Source organism: Arthrobacter castelli DSM 16402 (genome assembly GCF_000430705.1).
GTDB lineage: Bacteria > Actinomycetota > Actinomycetes > Actinomycetales > Micrococcaceae > Arthrobacter_C > Arthrobacter_C castelli.
Window position 1 is genome coordinate 16,215 of sequence record NZ_AUMN01000028.1, and the last position, 15,716, is coordinate 31,930.

General features: G+C 61.8%; 20 protein-coding genes. 11 read left to right on the forward strand and 9 right to left on the reverse strand.

Going from position 1 to position 15,716, the window contains the following annotated elements; all coding sequences use genetic code 11:
• Positions 1–74 precede the first annotated feature (74 nt).
• The 3 genes from H535_RS0119335 to H535_RS29495 are packed head-to-tail and all read right to left on the reverse strand — an operon-like array spanning position 75 to position 1,718.
• Complete coding sequence (locus H535_RS0119335; protein ID WP_035770228.1) at positions 75–770, reverse strand: hypothetical protein; 696 nt, start codon at positions 768–770, stop codon at positions 75–77.
• A 39-nt stretch (positions 771–809) separates the two neighbouring features.
• Complete coding sequence (locus H535_RS26770) at positions 810–1,526, reverse strand: hypothetical protein (RefSeq protein WP_051299565.1); 717 nt, start codon at positions 1,524–1,526, stop codon at positions 810–812.
• Between the two features lie 39 nt (positions 1,527–1,565).
• Positions 1,566–1,718 carry a hypothetical protein gene (locus H535_RS29495; RefSeq protein ID WP_169728275.1) on the reverse strand — a complete coding sequence of 51 codons (153 nt, stop codon included), beginning with the start codon at positions 1,716–1,718 and terminating at the stop codon, positions 1,566–1,568.
• Between the two features lie 108 nt (positions 1,719–1,826).
• Between H535_RS29495 and H535_RS26775 the strand changes: the two genes are divergently transcribed.
• The 5 genes from H535_RS26775 (at position 1,827) to H535_RS28680 (ending at position 5,563) form a co-directional block, all read left to right on the forward strand.
• On the forward strand, positions 1,827–2,462 hold the full coding sequence (locus H535_RS26775) for a PadR family transcriptional regulator (RefSeq protein ID WP_035770230.1): 636 nt from the start codon (positions 1,827–1,829) through the stop codon (positions 2,460–2,462).
• A 426-nt stretch (positions 2,463–2,888) separates the two neighbouring features.
• On the forward strand, positions 2,889–3,326 hold the full coding sequence (locus tag H535_RS29425; protein WP_035770232.1) for a helix-turn-helix domain-containing protein: 438 nt from the start codon (positions 2,889–2,891) through the stop codon (positions 3,324–3,326).
• On the forward strand, positions 3,316–4,122 hold the full coding sequence (locus tag H535_RS28040) for a zeta toxin family protein (RefSeq protein ID WP_051299566.1): 807 nt from the start codon (positions 3,316–3,318) through the stop codon (positions 4,120–4,122). The genes H535_RS29425 and H535_RS28040 overlap by 11 nt, the downstream gene beginning before the upstream one ends.
• A 209-nt stretch (positions 4,123–4,331) precedes the next feature.
• A complete protein-coding gene (locus H535_RS26790) occupies positions 4,332–4,712 on the forward strand; it encodes a MerR family transcriptional regulator (RefSeq protein ID WP_035770233.1) in 381 nt (126 codons plus the stop codon).
• Positions 4,709–5,563: a carboxymuconolactone decarboxylase family protein gene (locus H535_RS28680; protein ID WP_081416828.1), complete on the forward strand. Its 855-nt coding sequence runs from the start codon at positions 4,709–4,711 to the stop codon at positions 5,561–5,563. The genes H535_RS26790 and H535_RS28680 overlap by 4 nt, the downstream gene beginning before the upstream one ends.
• A 53-nt stretch (positions 5,564–5,616) precedes the next feature.
• Here the strand turns inward: H535_RS28680 and H535_RS0119375 are convergent, their stop codons facing one another.
• Entirely contained in the window at positions 5,617–6,177 is a 561-nt protein-coding gene (locus H535_RS0119375; protein ID WP_026820842.1) for a TetR/AcrR family transcriptional regulator, read from the reverse strand.
• A 63-nt stretch (positions 6,178–6,240) separates the two neighbouring features.
• Here H535_RS0119375 and H535_RS26800 point away from each other — a divergent pair, with 63 nt between their 5' ends.
• Positions 6,241–7,461, forward strand: coding sequence for an MFS transporter (locus tag H535_RS26800; RefSeq protein ID WP_051299568.1), 1,221 nt, complete (start codon positions 6,241–6,243; stop codon positions 7,459–7,461).
• A gap of 311 nt (positions 7,462–7,772) precedes the next feature.
• Here H535_RS26800 and H535_RS26805 read toward each other — a convergent pair whose 3' ends face one another.
• A complete protein-coding gene (locus tag H535_RS26805; RefSeq protein WP_051299569.1) occupies positions 7,773–8,366 on the reverse strand; it encodes a TetR/AcrR family transcriptional regulator in 594 nt (197 codons plus the stop codon).
• Between the two features lie 77 nt (positions 8,367–8,443).
• Here H535_RS26805 and H535_RS0119390 point away from each other — a divergent pair, with 77 nt between their 5' ends.
• The 4 genes from H535_RS0119390 (at position 8,444) to H535_RS0119405 (ending at position 11,017) form a co-directional block, all read left to right on the forward strand.
• Positions 8,444–8,920, forward strand: coding sequence for a nuclear transport factor 2 family protein (locus H535_RS0119390; RefSeq protein ID WP_425387302.1), 477 nt, complete (start codon positions 8,444–8,446; stop codon positions 8,918–8,920).
• 211 nt (positions 8,921–9,131) lie between these two features.
• On the forward strand, positions 9,132–9,665 hold the full coding sequence (locus H535_RS0119395) for a CGNR zinc finger domain-containing protein (protein WP_026820844.1): 534 nt from the start codon (positions 9,132–9,134) through the stop codon (positions 9,663–9,665).
• A gap of 30 nt (positions 9,666–9,695) precedes the next feature.
• Positions 9,696–10,121 (forward strand): DUF2000 domain-containing protein, encoded by a 426-nt coding sequence (locus H535_RS0119400; protein WP_035770235.1) that lies wholly within the window; start codon positions 9,696–9,698, stop codon positions 10,119–10,121.
• Positions 10,118–11,017, forward strand: a complete 900-nt coding sequence (locus H535_RS0119405; RefSeq protein WP_026820846.1) for a hypothetical protein — start codon at positions 10,118–10,120, stop codon at positions 11,015–11,017. Before H535_RS0119400 ends, H535_RS0119405 begins: the two co-directional genes overlap by 4 nt.
• Before the next feature lie 391 nt (positions 11,018–11,408).
• Here H535_RS0119405 and H535_RS30130 read toward each other — a convergent pair whose 3' ends face one another.
• Both H535_RS30130 and H535_RS26810 read right to left on the reverse strand, forming a co-directional pair.
• Complete coding sequence (locus H535_RS30130) at positions 11,409–11,693, reverse strand: SemiSWEET family transporter (RefSeq protein ID WP_035770258.1); 285 nt, start codon at positions 11,691–11,693, stop codon at positions 11,409–11,411.
• Positions 11,694–11,940: 247 nt separating this feature from the next.
• A complete protein-coding gene (locus H535_RS26810) occupies positions 11,941–12,876 on the reverse strand; it encodes a DMT family transporter (protein WP_162144913.1) in 936 nt (311 codons plus the stop codon).
• 115 nt (positions 12,877–12,991) lie between these two features.
• Between H535_RS26810 and H535_RS26815 the strand changes: the two genes are divergently transcribed.
• Positions 12,992–13,981, forward strand: a complete 990-nt coding sequence (locus H535_RS26815; RefSeq protein ID WP_281171279.1) for a LysR family transcriptional regulator — start codon at positions 12,992–12,994, stop codon at positions 13,979–13,981.
• Positions 13,982–14,043: 62 nt separating this feature from the next.
• Here H535_RS26815 and H535_RS0119425 read toward each other — a convergent pair whose 3' ends face one another.
• Together H535_RS0119425 and H535_RS0119430 are read right to left on the reverse strand one after the other, a co-directional pair.
• Positions 14,044–15,195 carry a low temperature requirement protein A gene (locus H535_RS0119425; protein WP_026820848.1) on the reverse strand — a complete coding sequence of 384 codons (1,152 nt, stop codon included), beginning with the start codon at positions 15,193–15,195 and terminating at the stop codon, positions 14,044–14,046.
• Between the two features lie 167 nt (positions 15,196–15,362).
• Entirely contained in the window at positions 15,363–15,689 is a 327-nt protein-coding gene (locus tag H535_RS0119430; RefSeq protein ID WP_026820849.1) for a nuclear transport factor 2 family protein, read from the reverse strand.
• Between the last annotated feature and the right edge of the window lie 27 nt (positions 15,690–15,716).

The following is a 15,716-nucleotide window of genomic DNA, read 5'->3' on the forward strand; positions in this document are numbered from 1 at the left end:
GCCTGCGGTGAACCCGGTCCCTGGTGCCCAAGCGCCGCCGCCCATTGCCCGGGGGTGAGCATCCGCCCTGAAGGTTATTTCAGCCGCCTGTTGCCGGATCTGGGTCCTCGGGTACTTGGGGCCAGCCTGATCAGGACGATGCCGTAGATGACGATCCATACGACCCAGAGTAGCCAGCCGGCCAGGCCGAGCAGCCCCAGGAAACCGCCCCGGTCCATTATCAGCGGGGTCAGAACCGCGGAGCTGAACTGTAACCCGGCGGCGGTGAACCCTATTGCCGCGTGCCATGGCCGGATCAGTCCGCTGCGCTGGCCGCTGAGCGACAGGCCAATGAGTGCCACCGCCAAAAAGGTGCCGTTGAGAGTGAACAGCGCTTCCTGCAACGCCCACAGTCCGACTGTCACGTTGTGATCGTCGGCCGCCGTTGAGGCGAGAGCTAACCGGACAGCGATAACGGCGACGAAATTGCCATTCTGAAGGATCAGGCCGGCGAGCCCCACCAGAGACCATGCCTCCCCCCTCTCATACTCTGATCGCCACGTAGCCGCGACAGCGCCGGCCCCGAACAGGGTGGCCAACACCCAGGCGGGGGCAGTGAAAGCGGAAGCCAGACCAATCGCAGTGCTTTCCGTGCTGAAGAACGTGACCACGTCGCTGATCGCCGCGCCGGTCGTCGGCATGCCCGCAGGTACTAGCACGAGCGCATTTACAAGGAGGATGATTGCGGCGAATCCGATAGCGGCGACACCGCAGACACGCGAAAACGACATACTTGTTCTCCTCATGGAAGGAAGTGGTGCTGCTGATGTTCAGCGTGGCCGTGAGTTCGCGGCTGTTCGTCGTTGGACGAGCGTCAAGGACAGCAGTACGATCCATACCCAGGTGACGAGGGTGAAGGGAACGATAATGGCGAAGTTCATGGCCATGGCCCCGACGAACCATCCGCTACCTGCCACGGCGCCGGTCCAGCCAAGCCATGAGGGATACAAGGACGTCCGCACAAGCACCAGGGCGTAGAGCAGAATTGATATCCCCAGCATTGCCTGGGCGACAAAGGCCAGCGCACCGAGGACAGCTATCACGGCCGTGGCGGCGAGTTCAGCGTCGGCGCGACCGGCCGCATCCGCCGAGACCCATTGGGAGCTGAGGGATTCCAGTCCAAGAGCGTGTAAAGCGAAGTACACGCTGAACACTGCTGTGCCGGCGATGATGACTGCGTGTGCTGACTTCCTGATGCCCCGCGCTTCGTCGTCGGGCAGTGAGGTGCCCATCAGCGTGAACCCGATCATCCACAGGATGACGGCGCCGATATTCAGGTAGTGCTCGGCGGGCCAGAATGGGCGGCCAGCGACAAGGTCCAGCATCGCGGCCGCATCGGTGATCGGCGGATTGCCATGGAATGCCGTCGCGGCGACGTACATGATGGTTCCGGTGAGCAGGCAGGCCGCCGCCGGCCCGGCCAGCGGCCGCCGGCGGGTGTGAGTCATGGCCGACTGCCCATCGTTGGGCTGATGTGAGGTGTCCATAGGTACGGCACTTTCGAATGTTGAAGAGGGAACGGATGGTTAGGGAACGAACAATGATGCTGCAGCCATCAACGCCGCAATCGCCGCTGCTGCTAGGAACAGCCCGAGTCCCAGGCCTACGGGCGATCCCCAGCCATGCCAACGTTGCTGCAGTTCGGCATAGGTAGTGCTCTCTCGTTTTTCGTCAGCCATGATGTGCTCCTTGGATCGATCGATACGCGGTCATTTCACCTGCTGAAGCCAATACAACCATAACTAGTTATTTTATGTCTAGTTATGGTTGTAGGATAAACTCTTTGTATGGTGGAGACTTCGAGACGCAAGGGATTGTCCGGACTGGCCGTCATCGTGCTCTCCCTGCTGGCCGAACGACCATTGCACAGCTACCGTATTCACCAGCTCATCAAGGATCGCGGCAAAGACCAGGTGGTCAACGCCGCCCAGCGCAACAGCGTGCAGCAGACAATCAACCGTTTGCAGCGCGACGGGCTCATCGAGGTCCAGGAAGTACAGCAGGTTGCCGGATATCCACAACGAACCGTGTACACGATCAACGCAGACGGCCGTCACCGGTTCACCGAACACCTCAAGCAGATGCTCGCGCAGCCAGCTGGCGAGTATCCAACCTTCCCTGCCGCGCTCTCGATGCTGGGATTCACCGCACCGGCTGAAGCCGTCCGCCTGCTGCGAAGCAGGTGCGGCTACTATGAACACCAAATCCAGGAACTTCGAGCAACTCTCGACGCTTCCAGCGACCTGCCGAGAATCCTCATCATTGAAGACGAATACCGCCTGAGGGCCATCCAACATGAGATGCACTGGACCGAGTCGCTGATCAACGACATTGAGTCCGGCACTCTGACCTGGGACGCCAACGGCCTGATCGCATTCGGAGATCACATGGAGGACATCGCCGCTCCGACCACCAGGCCCTAATGCCATCGCCCCCAAGGCAACGGCTACACCAACCGGGACTGGTGGACCGGGTGCTGTTCACAGCATCCAGTGTCGCCATCATTCCGGCTCCCTTCCGCCAAGCTCACCGCCTGGCGTGTTGGGCCGGATACACCGGTACTGAGATAGTCCCGGTCTAACGACACGAAAACCGGAATCCTACAACTTACTGTAGGATCCTGATTCACTTGTCATCGCTGCAGGCCGCTGACCTGCAGCTTTATTTTCCCTCTCCACACCGAAATTCCGCGTTTCGTGACATATTCCTACACCCAGCCCTTTCATCGAAGCACCTCCAGCCATCACCGTTAGCCGCACGCATTCAGATGTCCCAAGGGCCACTACCTGTTGATTCATTGTGAATCAAAGGGGTAAGCTGGGGGTGAGATGAAGGAAGGAGTGACAACGATGATCACCATGGATCACGAACTTGGAACTATCCATCGCGGCGCTCTACAACGGCAGGCCCGCCAGCGTGTAGATCGAATCGATGATCTGCGCGCCGCAAAGAATGCAAGTGACCGTGGCCTCAATCAACGCGACATCGCCGAGCTTCTGGCCACCAGTCAAGCCAAGGTACACCGGATGCTCAAGACCATTGAGCGCCGTAGTGGGAATCTGGAGCAGGATCCAGAAGAGCTCATTCTGCGCGTCTTTGCCTACGACACCGATCGTCGCGAACTCGTCGAAATACTCAAAGCCTTCCCCTACACCTTTGGGGAGTCCGCCCCGTATCCCCATGAAGGGCGCACCCCTGGGACATGGGATCAAGTCGTCGCCGCCTACGCCCAGGACTTACTCACCAAAGACGAATTCAACAAAGTCAGGGCGGCCATTGGCCGGTGACAGAGACAAAACCTACGCTGCCTTAACCACGCTCTATGAGCCCGGAAATGCGCTGGCCGAGGCGCCAACAGCATTAGGTGAATTCTTCGATTCAGCACGCATAGCTGAACTAGCCAAGGCATACATGACCCAGCAGACAGACGTGACTGCAGACGGAAAAGCTGTCGTCGTCAGCGCCGGACCACCCGGGGCCGGCAAAACCGAAGCCCTGGCCACTTTCCAATTGCAGGGCTACCGCAGGATCGACCCCGACATTGCCAAGGACCTGTTGCTGGCAGAAGCAGACCACGCCGCCTTACTCGATTACCGATACGCATATACGCTGCCTGATGGAAGGGCCTTAAACCTGAGAGAGCTGGCTCCACACATCCATCAATACTCCACCCAAGTCACCGACGTCGTTCGTGCCCTGGCCCTTAATGCAGGTGAGAACGTCGTCATTGACGGAACCCTCTCATGGAAGCCACTGGTCGAAAACTATATAGACGAACTCAACCGCGCCGGATACGAAGATCTCGATGTGGTCGACGTGGAAGCACCTCTAGAAGTGGCCTTAGCCCGGGTAAAGCAACGCTGGTGGACCGGCCGAAACAACAATCCGCTGGGCGGCAGGTTCCTCTCCGAGCACCACATCCGAGTCCTCTACGACAATCCAGCGGAATCGAAATGTGCATCAAACGCTGTACTACTCGCTGAACTGGCACGCGAAGAACTCGGCCGGGGAAGTCATCGACGTTTCGACGTAGCAGAACCAACCAACAAACCCCAGCTAACCTCTGAGACCACGTTCCCATAATCCGTTCCGTGGCATTATGCGGTTACATGCTCGCCTGACGACACCGCGCCTCCAGGCCAGACGGACGCCCGGCTGGTTCAGAGCGCGAATCCACAACCAGGGCGTATCTGGTCTTTGACTTGGAGTGCACTCCAACTTATAGCGTTGTTGGCATGAGGCCGTCACCGACTGAGCATTCCGACCACGGTGGAGCAGATGCTGGCCGGGGGTTGTCGATTGCCGAGGTCGCCGAGCGCACCGGTTTGTCAAAGGACACGCTGCGCTACTACGAAAAAGCCGGCCTCATCGAGGCCATTGACCGCGGCACCGGTGGTCGCCGCCGCTATGCGGCCGGCGACATGGACTGGCTGGCCTTTCTACTCCGCCTGCGGGAAACCGGCATGTCGATCGCCGACATGCATCGGTTCACCCAACTGCGCAGGACCGGCGGCTCCACCGTGGCCGCCCGGCTCGACCTGCTGGCCGGTCACCGCGACGACGTCGAGAAGCATATTGCCGCTTTGCAGGACCATCTGCAAGGCCTGGACAGCAAGATCGCCCACTACCAGAGCCTGCTCAAAGCGCAGGCCGGAACGGAGCCCCCACCATGAACACCACCCACTCCGGCGACCAGCCAGACCTCGACACCGAGGTGGAGCAGGCACGCTACGACCGGGGTGCCGAAGTCCTCGCCACCGTTGACGGCACGGCCGGGCAACATGTCGTGGACGCCCTCGCCGACGTCGCCCCGGCCCTGGCCCACCACGTCGTCGCCTACGGTTTCGGCGACGTCTACGCCCGCCCCGGCCTCACGGCGCCTCAACGCCAGCTCGTCACCCTCGGCATCCTCACCGCCCTCGATGGGTGCGAGTCTCAACTCGAAGTACACATCAACGCCTCCCTCAACGTCGGTCTGAGTGCGGCCGAGATCGTCGAAGCGATCACCCACGCCGCGGTCTATTGCGGATTCCCCAAGGCGCTCAACGCCACCTTTACCGCCAAACGCGTCTTCGCCGACCATGAGCTGCTTCCCGTCACCGCGCCCCCGGCCACCGGCAACCCCGAGACAGCGGATTCCACCGGCCGGACGGTCCAAGGCTTCTTCGACAGCCTCGCAAACGGCGAACCGGTCAGCGCCATGTTCGCCGAATCGGTCGATCATTACGTGCCCGGAGCGCAGACGGTGCCCTGGACCGGCCGCCGATCAACACGGGCCGAAGTCAGCGAGTTCTTCGACCTGCTCGGTGAGCACCTGCAGCCCCGATCGTTCGAGGTCTCACAGCTGTTCGTGCACGGATCCGATGCGGTCGCCTTGGGCCGGTTCGCCTACACCGTCCGATCCAACGGCCGCCCGTTCGAAGGCCAGTTCGCGCTGCACCTGACCATCGAAAACGGACTCATCACCCGCTACCACATGTACGAGGACAGCTACGCCCTCGAGCAGGCCGTCACGGGCCACTGACCATCAACCAAAGCTGTACTCCATTACTGTTGCCGGGGGCAATAGTGGTCCCGTCAGAGGTTTGTCAGCCGGCCGACGGTGTCGACGATCCTGGACTTCAGCTCATCGTCGGAGTAGTCATGGCCAAGGACCAGCGCAGCAATCTGGGGCAGGGCGGCCGTATAGCTGGTCAGGGCCAGCACGACGAGCAGCGTGTATCTGGCCTCATCATCGTTCAGACCGGCGTCAGTGAACGCGGCGATTTTGCGGTCGTAGTGCTGTTGGCGTCCGGAATCGGACAGGGCCGCCTCGACCGGCCTGCTCAGTGCCTCCCACATCAGCAGCCGCAGCAGGTCCGGATCGTTGCGGTGGAAGTCGAACGTCCGGTCCGCGTAGCCGGCGGGACTGTCTCCGGCCTGCAGCGGCTTATCGGCGGCGGCCTCGATCATCGTTTCGGCCAGCACGGCGTCAAACAATCCGTCCTTGCTGTCAAAATAGCCATAAATACGCTGCTTGTTGATCCCCGCCGCAGCAGCAACCCGGTCCACCCTGGCACCGGCCAGCCCATGCTCGGCGAACTCTGCCCGCGCCGCGGCGAGCAGTTTATGTTTGGTCCGTTCGGCAATGCTTTGCATAACTCCACTGTAAACCATCTGGTTGGTTGACAGAGCAACCAACCAGATGGTTGGCTCTTAATCATGACCACATCACCAACTTCCGCACTTCACCACGATCCGGCACCGTCATCCGTGCCGACAATCCGTACCGTGGCGGCGCTGAGCGCGGCGTCACTGCTGGTCGTCGGGCAGTTGTACGCCACGTTGCCGTTGCTGAACGAGCTCAGCGCCGCCTTCGGCGTCTCCGTTGATGCGGCCGCGTGGACTTCCTCGGTCTTCGGCTTCGCCTATGCCGCCGGCATGCTCATCGCCGGGCCGGTCTCCGACGTCCTCGGGCGCAGGCGCGTCGCCGTCTGTGGCCTGGCCGCAGCCGCCACAGCCAGCTTGATTGTCTCGCTGGCTCCGACCTTCCCCGCTCTGCTGGCAACCCGCGCCCTGCAGGGTTTCGCCGCGGCGTTCTTCCCGCCGGTGGCCCTGGCCTATCTGACCGAACGCATCGATGAACGCCACCGCACGACGGCGCTGACGACCGTGATCAGCTCGTTCCTCGCCGCCGCCGTCGTCGCTCCTTTGTCCGCGCAGGCCCTTGCCGCCGTCGGTGACTGGAGGACCTGGTTCCAGGTCAGCGCCCTGGTACTGCTGGTGTTGGCGGGCCTGCATCTGCGGGTGTTGCGCCCGGATATCCGCCGGAAGAAATCAGCATCAGTGGGCACCCAGCTGGTCCGGCTGCCCCGGTTGCTGCGCTCGGCACGGCTCAGCGGCCTGTACCTGACGACCATCACCGTGATGTGGGCCTTCGTCGGCGTGAGCACCCTGGCTCAGTTGACCGGTCCGGGCACCGCAGACCACCCGGCCACCATGCAGGCAGTGCGGATAGCCACACTCCCTGCCTGCCTGCTGATCCCGCTGCTGGCACCGGCCCTCGCCCGCGTACCGGCCCGCCGCCGGCTGATCACCGCCCTGGCCGTCACCGCGGCCGCCATCGCCACCGCGGCATTCGCCACCGGCCCCTACACCCTGGCGATCGCCCTCGCCGCGATGACTGCCGGCGTGGTGGCCACCGCCCCGGCACTGGTCGAAACAATTGGGGCCACCAGCCAGCCGGCCCAACGCGGCTCAGCCACAGCCCTATACGGATTCACCCTCTTCGTCGGAGCGAGTCTGGCCGCCCCCACCGCCGTAGCCGCCCAAGGGCTGGGATTCCCCACCGGCGCTGCCGGCATCGCCGCAGTACTGACCCTCGGCATCATCAGCGCAACCGCGGCCACACACCCCCAGGTGGCTGAGCCGGTAAAATCCTGAACGGAAAAGCGTAGCCGCTCTTCCAAAGCTGGCAGGCCACCCTTCCCCCAATAGCCCGGAAGGGCGTTGCCCGAAATCCGGGGAACTGTCCGGCAAGGATTCTTGATTTTGCCGGTGACACGGACTGATCGAACCCTACCGACACGACACAGGCGGAACCTGCACGCACCGGCGGTTATGGCCAATCACGCCCCGGATCGGGACCAGTCATCCCCATCCACTGACGCGTCTCACCCCTGTCTCGACAGCCGAGCCGGCGGTGCGGCGGACTTGGAAACCGTCGGGACCGCATCCGCTTGTATTAGTGATCACTACGCCTGGGTCATACCTGCCGGGTGGCCTGCGGCCGCGAGCAGTGCCTCAGCGGCGCTTCGGGCCCGGAGCGCGACATCAGGGTCGTTAGTGATCCCGGCTGAAACGATGGCTCCTTCGGCCAGGAGGTGTACACCTTCGCATGCCGACGGATTAGTTGCTGCCACCCACGCTGCGATCTGATCATGGAACGCTGCCTTATGCGCGCTCACCTCGGTGGCAATCGCTTCCGATGACGCCCCCAATTCGCCATGCGCATTAACCCAGGCGCACCCGCGGAAGCCTGGCTGGCAGAACCACTGATGGAGCCAGTCGAACACCGCCAGGACTCTCTGGCGCGGATCTGTTGCCCTTTCGACATATTCGGCCAGATCAGCCCGCCACCGAATGTCCCGCCGCCGCAGCATCCCAACAACCAGTTCCTCCTTCGAGGCATACAGGGCATAGATCCGCTTCAAGGCAAGGCCGGCCTCCGCCCTGATTTCATCCATCCCGACCGCCTGGATGCCTTTGGCATACAGCAGGACCTCTGCAGCGTCGAGCAGCGACTGCCGGTCGCGCTCGGTCTGTTCATCACTGATCAAAGCAGGCAACGGGTCTCCTTGACATCGAGAATGCGCGTTCTCTAGTTTAGAACAAAACAATAAGAGAACGCACGTTCTCAATGCGAGTGGAAGAAGAGATCATGTCAGAACACCGTGCACCATTCCCGCCATTCACGCCGGAGACCGCGGCCCAAAAAGTTCAAGCCGCCGAGGACGCGTGGAATACCCGCGACCCGCACCGTGTGGCACTGGCCTACACATCTGATTCGGTCTGGCGTAACCGCGACCAGTTTGTCACCGGCCGGGAGCAGATCGTTGAATTCCTCGCCGCAAAATGGGAGCGCGAACTCAACTATGCCCTGCGAAAGAGTCTCTGGACCTATCACGGCAACCGAATCGCCGTGCGCTTCCAATACGAATGCCACGATTCAACCGGCCAATGGTGGCGCAGCTACGGAAACGAACTCTGGGAGTTCTCACAGCAGGGACTGATGACGCGCCGTGAAGCGAGCATCAATGATCTACCGATCGGTGAGGGCGACCGCCGCATTTTCGGCCCGCGCCAGGAACACGAGCGGGACCTTGTCATTGCGCTCCACTAAGTACGCAGCTAAGGGCTGAGACGACACGTTCACCTTCCGGGAGAAGGGTTCTTATGCGGGGCCCGGCGTGCACCCGTTTTCATTGTGGACACTGCATATCCACCTGAAATCAGTCTTGCCAGACGGGGTATCGCGCTTCGCGCCCGGGTCGCGTAACGAGCAAAGGGAACTATGATTCGTTACATCGGGGAAAGTCATGTAACGTGCCAACATGGTCTTTGCACATGACACAGAGAGTGCGATGCGGACGGCGGTCGCACTCGTCAACACGATGACCCCGCCGGACACCCTCACGACGGTCGGGGAGCTCGAGGGCTTCTTCCGCACTTGGGACTACACCGGTCGACACAACCGCACCGGCGCAGAACTCGCCGAGGTGAGGGCCACGCGGGCCCGGCTGCTCATGCTGCTGCGCAGTGATCGTGACGATGCGGTCGAGTTGATCAACGAGTGGCTGGCCGAAGCTCAGGCGGTTCCGCAGCTGGTCCGTCACGGCGATGTCGACTGGCACGTCCATGGCGTCCGGGGAGATGAGCCCCTGGCACAAAGGATCCTCGTCGAGTCCGCGATCGCGATGATCGATCTGGTCCGTGCCGACGAGATGTCCCGGCTGAAGCCGTGCGCGGCTGCCGGCTGCGAAGGGGTCGTGCTCGATCTGACGCGCAATCGATCGCGGGTTTTCTGCTCCAGCAGCTGCACCAACCGGGCCTCGCAAGCCGCATACCGGGCGAGGCAGAACCACTGATACACCACTGATCCCAGATTGGAGAGGTCCATGACTGACAAGTTCATCGTCGCGCTGCCCAAGGGGATCGAACCGGGGCGCGCGGCCAATGTCACCGCCCATCTCTGCCTCGGAATCGTCGCCGCCGCGTCGGATCGCGGTGGGGATTGGCTGAGCCGGATGAGTTTCGCCGACTTCCCGGACGCCGATGGGAACAAACACGAGCCGATCTCCACCCTCGGCGCGATCATTCTTGCCGGCCGCCCGGCCTGGTTGCGCCGCCTGCGCGAGGAGGCCGCCGCACGATCGGTCATCGCGGTGGATTTCACCGATGCCATGACGGTCGGCACCGGCGAGCAGCAGCAGGAAACGATAGCCCGCACCATCGGGTCGGATCTGAACTACCTGGGCGTCGGTCTCTTCGGATCCGTCGACGACCTCGACCCGCTCACCGGACACTTCTCGCTGTACAAGTGACACGCACCAGTGCCGGAGTGCTTATTGTCCTTACCGCAGTCATTTGGCAGGGCGTCGGCACCGCTGTCGTCGGCCTCACCGTAGGCCCATCGGAGTCGACTGTCGTGACATTCGCGGCGTTCGCTACTGCCGCCCTGATCTCCGCGGCTGCCCGGCTCACCACGCGTGGAATAGGGGACAAGTCGACGGCCCCGAAGATGTCGTGGCGTGAGGTCCTGCTCCTCAATCTCGTCACCGTGGGCGCATTCGGCACGTTCTACGTCGCCGCAACCCTCGTGCCGCCGACGGCAGCCAGTGTGACTGAGTTCAGCATCGCCCCTCTGCTCGTCGCCCTCCTCTCAGGTGCACCGCGCCGGCAATTCATCCAGCCAATCCTGATCCTCACCATCGCGGCTATCATCGTCACCCTGACCATCTCCGGGACGACAGCCGAGCCTGGTCCCACCAGCGCTGGCATCGCTCTGGCCGTGGTAGCCGGCGCAGGCGCCGCCGGTGTCCTGCTGACGTCGAGACACTTGACCCAACGCGGCTTCAGCGCGTTGCAGATCGCAGTCAGCCGCTTTCACCTGACCTGGGCACTGACCGCAATGCTGGCCATCCCCACCATCCTGGGCAGCGATCCCCAGGACCTGATGAGCACGGCAGCGATTGGCGTTCTGTGCATCGGATTGCCGATCCTCCTGCTCCAGTGGGGCATCACTATATGTCCGCCGCTTCCCGCAGCCCTGCTGCTGACCATGGTGCCCGCCGTTGTCTGGTTCAGCGAGTCGGCATTCACACTGAGCTGGTCACCTGGCCATGTCCCCGCCATGTGCGCACTCGTGGCGGTGGCAGTCCTGGGGACGCTCCACTCATCATCGAACAGACAGAGCGTCGCGCAGAAAGAGCAGCGGTGATGCAGGTATTGGTGACAACTACTCCGGCCTCAAGCAATCGAGAATGTAGGCTACGCATTCTCGTGACCCCGGTGTGGCCTGTCCCTATTTCGTGATCCACAGGAGCATAACCCTGGAAAGTGCTATCCCAGCCTTTCAGGATGGTATCCATCATCACTGTGGATCAGGCAGCGGCCGGTTCCATCGCTCATCTGTATCCATATCACCGAGCCGTCCTCCATGCAGGCATCCACCATCCCGGTAATGGGCGGACGATTCGCCGCATGACGAAACCTAACCCATTGCCCAGGACGGATCGACGCCCAGTCCACACCCGCTCCCGAATCCATACTCACCCTTCCCATCATCCAGCATGGGCGGGCGGATGAGCCATCCCCCGCGCAACGGTACTTCATTGAGAGTCCCGTGGCGCGTTACGCTGCCGGAGGCGCAGTGCACACATCACGGTACTCAAGGCGACTATGAAAGCGACAACGTTCGGGATGACGAGCGCAACGTTCCCGGAGGCCACCCCGTACGCGACCCACAGGGCAAAGCCTGGCAACAGGATCAGCAGATATGCCACCGACACGTCAGCCGATGATTGGCGTTGCAGCATCCGTCGGGTTTGCAACAGTGGCGCCAGTGCCATCAGCAGAGCCCAACTGGCAGCGGCAATAGCGAAGATGGTGACCACGAGCGATCCCCCTTTTTGGGTAAAACGCTCGTACAGGAGGATTGCGTCCGGCACAGTGCCAGGGGCGCACGCGCAACCAACTCCAACTATAGTTCGGGGTTTGACGGATGCCACTCGATCAATCGATTCGCTACCGTTCACCGTGCCTGGCACCGGTAGCAGATGGGCACACGGTTTCATGCCGGCGACGACATCGGACCGATGTAGGAGCACAATGTGATCGTTACCTCGACGGCAATAAGGAGAGTCATCGTGTTTCCCTTCTCTCGATTACCAGTGGTGTAGAACGGCTGGCCGTTTCTTGTGGTGAGTTAGCGCGCTGTGCGGTGACAACTTGACCAATGCCAGCGCCTGCAATCGCGGCAAACCCCATCAGTTGGGAAATGGTGACGATCGTTCCGTAGGCGATGAGATCGACCACAACTGCAGCAGCCGGGTAGACGAAAGCCAGAACGCCAATGGTGGCGGTACCCAAACGTGGGTAGGCAGCGTAAATGATGAGATACATCAATGCCGTATTGACCAGACCGAGCACGAACAAGTGAGCCCAACCCGCCCCCGTGATCTGACGAGGGAACAGCGCCAGCGACGGTGAGGTGATGACGGCCCCGGCGATAAGTTGGATCGTGATGATCACCAATGGACCTGGAGCCCCGTGCGCCAACGCTTGCTGCCGCCGGACGACGACGATCGAGGCCGCGTACAAGGTTGCTGCAACAAGCGTGAGGACGACTCCGAGCAGAAGATTGCCCATGTTCTCCCCGCCAGCGGTCCAGGGCTTAGCCACGAGCACAATCCCGACAAAGCCCAGCCCGGCCCATCCAAGGGTGCGGCGGCTCAAACGTTCCTGAAGGAACAGGGCACCCAACGCGATCAGGATAAAAGGTTCGACGTGGAAGATAACGGTGGCAACACCGATCGACAGGTAGTCATAAGCATTGAATATAAGGATCCAGTTCAGGACCAGGAAGGCGCCGCTCGCGGCGACGGACAGCCCGACCCGGGAAGTCACCGCCTGCCGCAGTTCGCTTCGTGTATTCGCACGGACGGCAATCACAGCGAACAGGCCCGTGGCACCGATCACACAGCGCCAGAACACAACCACCGCCGGTGGAGCACCGGACTCGACCACGAAGTAGCCGATAGTGCCCGACATGATCATGCCCACGGTCAGGAGGAACACTGCGGTATGTGGGCCCTGGATACGGCCGGTGTGTTGAGACATGTCTTCATGCTCGCAACAGACGTCCCTTCACGACCAGCAAAAGGTTCGTATGGGTATCTGTAAGCTGTACTTCATGTTTGATCGAGAGCTACTACGATCCCTCAGAGCAGTCGTGGACCTCAAGACGATCACGGCGGCCGCAGACCACTTGAGTCTCACACCTTCAGCAGTCTCGCAACAGCTCGCCAAACTCCATCGCCAGGTCGGAGCCGAGCTCCTGGTCCGGCGTGGCCGGTACCTCCGACCTACAGAAGCAGCCAAGGTATTGGCACAGGCAGCGACTGACATGGAAGTTGTAGATGCGCGGGCTCGGGCGCGCCTGGAGGAACTGCAAGGAACTCCCACCGGCCAGGTCACGGTGGGAGCCTTCCCGAGCGCGTGTCGCGGACTGATTGGGCCGATAGTGGCCGAAATCGCCGCCCGTTACCCGAAGATCTCATTGGTGGTACGCGAGACCTATCCCGAGGAGGGTGTTGAGAAAGCCGTGAACGGCAAGGTGGACATCGCCGTGATTCATGAGTGGAAACGAGTTTCTCTCACTATTCCTGCTGCCCTATCGACGACCGTGCTCGGGACCGATGACGTCGACCTCATCGTTCCCAGCGGTCATCCCGCGACGCAGCGTGAGACGATCACAGTGGCCGACTTACCTGCGGAGCGGTGGATCACCGATACCACCTATATATACGCAAGGTGGCTCAAGCAATCCCTCGAAGCTGCTCGTATCCCCTATGAAATGGCAGGCTTGGTCAACGAGCACGAATCGCAGGTCGATCTCACCGCCCACGGCCTCGGCCTCAGCATCGTCCCCCGGCTCGGGCGCTCGCCTTTACCCCACGGCGTGGAAACCGTCACTCTCAGCGACGACGTTCCACGACGCCGCCTCATGCGCGTCGAACGTATAGACTCCATCGACCGCCCGGCCCTCAGCGCCGTGCGCCAAGTAATCGATGAACAAGCCCAGACCATTCTGGGCCAAATGAGGCGCACGGCTCTGCCAAATCAGGACTCACCTGATATCCAACCCGCTGCAGCACAAGAAAACGACGCGTCGAAGCCGTGAAAGAGGTGCCACGCAAGCCGATCCTCAATTGACACACTTGGATGCGAAAGTCGCGCTAATAGTCAGGGCAATGAAGAAAGCGCCTTGGTCTCTTCTTCGGTCGTATGTTCGGGGATTTCGAGTGTGACGACGATTCCGATCATCAGCACAGCGGCGACGGGCAGGCCCGCCGGTAGGAGGGCTGCGGTGCCGAGCAGCACTCCCAGCCCTGGCACGACGATGTTCTTTACCTGAGGCAGGTTCGGGCGGAGGGTGAGCCACCAGACTCCGAGGATGTAGATGGAGACCGGCACGGTCAGGGTCGCTGCCGCGATGGTGCCCGCCAGGTCCGTCGCGTTCGTGTTCTGATCTACGGCCACCCCGATTCCTGCGGAGAACGCGCCGGCGGCGGCGAAGACGATGTAGTGTCCGTATCCGAAGGTCAGGGCGTTGCCGATGCTGCCGAATTGGTCGTGGTTGTCTTTGGAGAAGTAGATCCACCACATGCCGGCCGCCATTATCAGCCCGATCCCGGCGAGCATGATCAATTGGGTCAGGTGCTGGCTGTGTTGGGCCGCCTCAACGAAGGCGTTGGTCGAGGCCAGTACGGATTCGCCGAGGAGGATAACTATGAACAGGCTGTAGCGCTCGGCGATATGGTGTGGGTGCCACGGCGTGGTGCGGCGGCGCTCGGCGACAATCGGCACGGCCAGCTCACCGGCAACGAGCGCAAGGAAGGCCACAAGCGCGATCTCCTCGGGCAGGAAGAGCCAAGCCACCCACAGACACTGCATGATGGCGATGCCGCCCGCGTATGTGAGGGTGGTCCGGCGCAGGCGGGCATGATTACGCGAGGCGCGCAGCCACTGGATGACCATGACCAGACGCATGATGACGTAGCCGATGATGATCAGCAGGAATTGGCCCTCGGCCATGGCGGGGCCGGCCCCGGCCGCGACCACCAGAACGCCGCCCATCTGCAGGATCGTGAGCATGCGGTACAGCCAGTCGTCGGTGTCAAAGGCGGTGGCGAACCAGGTGAAGTTCATCCACGCCCACCAGATGGCGAAGAACACCATCAGGTAGGAGCCGATTCCTGCCCAGATGTGCTGTCCGGACTCGGCATGATGCAGGTGCGTGGCCGCCGTCGCGATGGCCACGACGAACACGAGGTCGAAGAACAGTTCCAACCCGCTGGCAGAGCGGTTCGGTTCGGCGTCATCGCGTGGGCGCATATGAATCAAACCGAATCGATCTCGACTGGAATCAGTCACTGGGAGCCTTTCTGCGCAGAGAGTAGAGGGTGACGGCGGCAGGTCCGGTTCTGTTCGGCGGCATTGGCCTGTGCGGCGGCGCGCACGGCTGTGTCACCGCCCCACAGACGAATGTCGCCTAGGTACAGCTAGCCTTCGCGGATGGTCATCGATTCCAGCTTGTCACCGGCGATGCGGAACGTGAAGGTGCTGCGGCCGTTGGCATAGGTGCTGCGCCAGTCACCGATGACGGTCACCTCCTCGCCCTGGCGGGAGGTTTGCTCAGGCGTGAGGACTCCGGAGGCTCCGATGAATTCCTTCTGGCTCCAGTCGTCGATGGCGTCGCGTCCGGTGAAGACGCGGCCCCAATCATCGACGAAGCCGGTCTCGGTGAACGCGTTGAGGAATCCCTCGCGATCGTGCCGGTTGACGAGGTCGATGAAGGCTGCCACCGGTTCGGGGATATCGATACTCATTGTCATAGTCTCCTTCTCGCGGATTCT

Bases quoted from the DNA above. Each gene is read 5' to 3' on its own strand.
- H535_RS26815 (WP_281171279.1), top strand. From the start codon at position 12,992: ATGTTTGATCGAGAGCTACTACGATCCCTCAGAGCAGTCGTGGACCTC.
- H535_RS0119425 (WP_026820848.1), bottom strand. From the start codon at position 15,195: ATGCGCCCACGCGATGACGCCGAACCGAACCGCTCTGCCAGCGGGTTG.
- H535_RS26775 (WP_035770230.1), top strand. From the start codon at position 1,827: ATGGTGGAGACTTCGAGACGCAAGGGATTGTCCGGACTGGCCGTCATC.
- H535_RS26770 (WP_051299565.1), bottom strand. From the start codon at position 1,526: ATGGACACCTCACATCAGCCCAACGATGGGCAGTCGGCCATGACTCAC.
- H535_RS28680 (WP_081416828.1), top strand. From the start codon at position 4,709: ATGAACACCACCCACTCCGGCGACCAGCCAGACCTCGACACCGAGGTG.
- H535_RS0119430 (WP_026820849.1), bottom strand. From the start codon at position 15,689: ATGAGTATCGATATCCCCGAACCGGTGGCAGCCTTCATCGACCTCGTC.
- H535_RS0119395 (WP_026820844.1), top strand. From the start codon at position 9,132: ATGGTCTTTGCACATGACACAGAGAGTGCGATGCGGACGGCGGTCGCA.
- H535_RS0119335 (WP_035770228.1), bottom strand. From the start codon at position 770: ATGTCGTTTTCGCGTGTCTGCGGTGTCGCCGCTATCGGATTCGCCGCA.
- H535_RS0119375 (WP_026820842.1), bottom strand. From the start codon at position 6,177: ATGCAAAGCATTGCCGAACGGACCAAACATAAACTGCTCGCCGCGGCG.
- H535_RS26800 (WP_051299568.1), top strand. From the start codon at position 6,241: ATGACCACATCACCAACTTCCGCACTTCACCACGATCCGGCACCGTCA.
- H535_RS0119400 (WP_035770235.1), top strand. From the start codon at position 9,696: ATGACTGACAAGTTCATCGTCGCGCTGCCCAAGGGGATCGAACCGGGG.
- H535_RS29425 (WP_035770232.1), top strand. From the start codon at position 2,889: ATGATCACCATGGATCACGAACTTGGAACTATCCATCGCGGCGCTCTA.
- H535_RS29495 (WP_169728275.1), bottom strand. From the start codon at position 1,718: ATGGCTGACGAAAAACGAGAGAGCACTACCTATGCCGAACTGCAGCAA.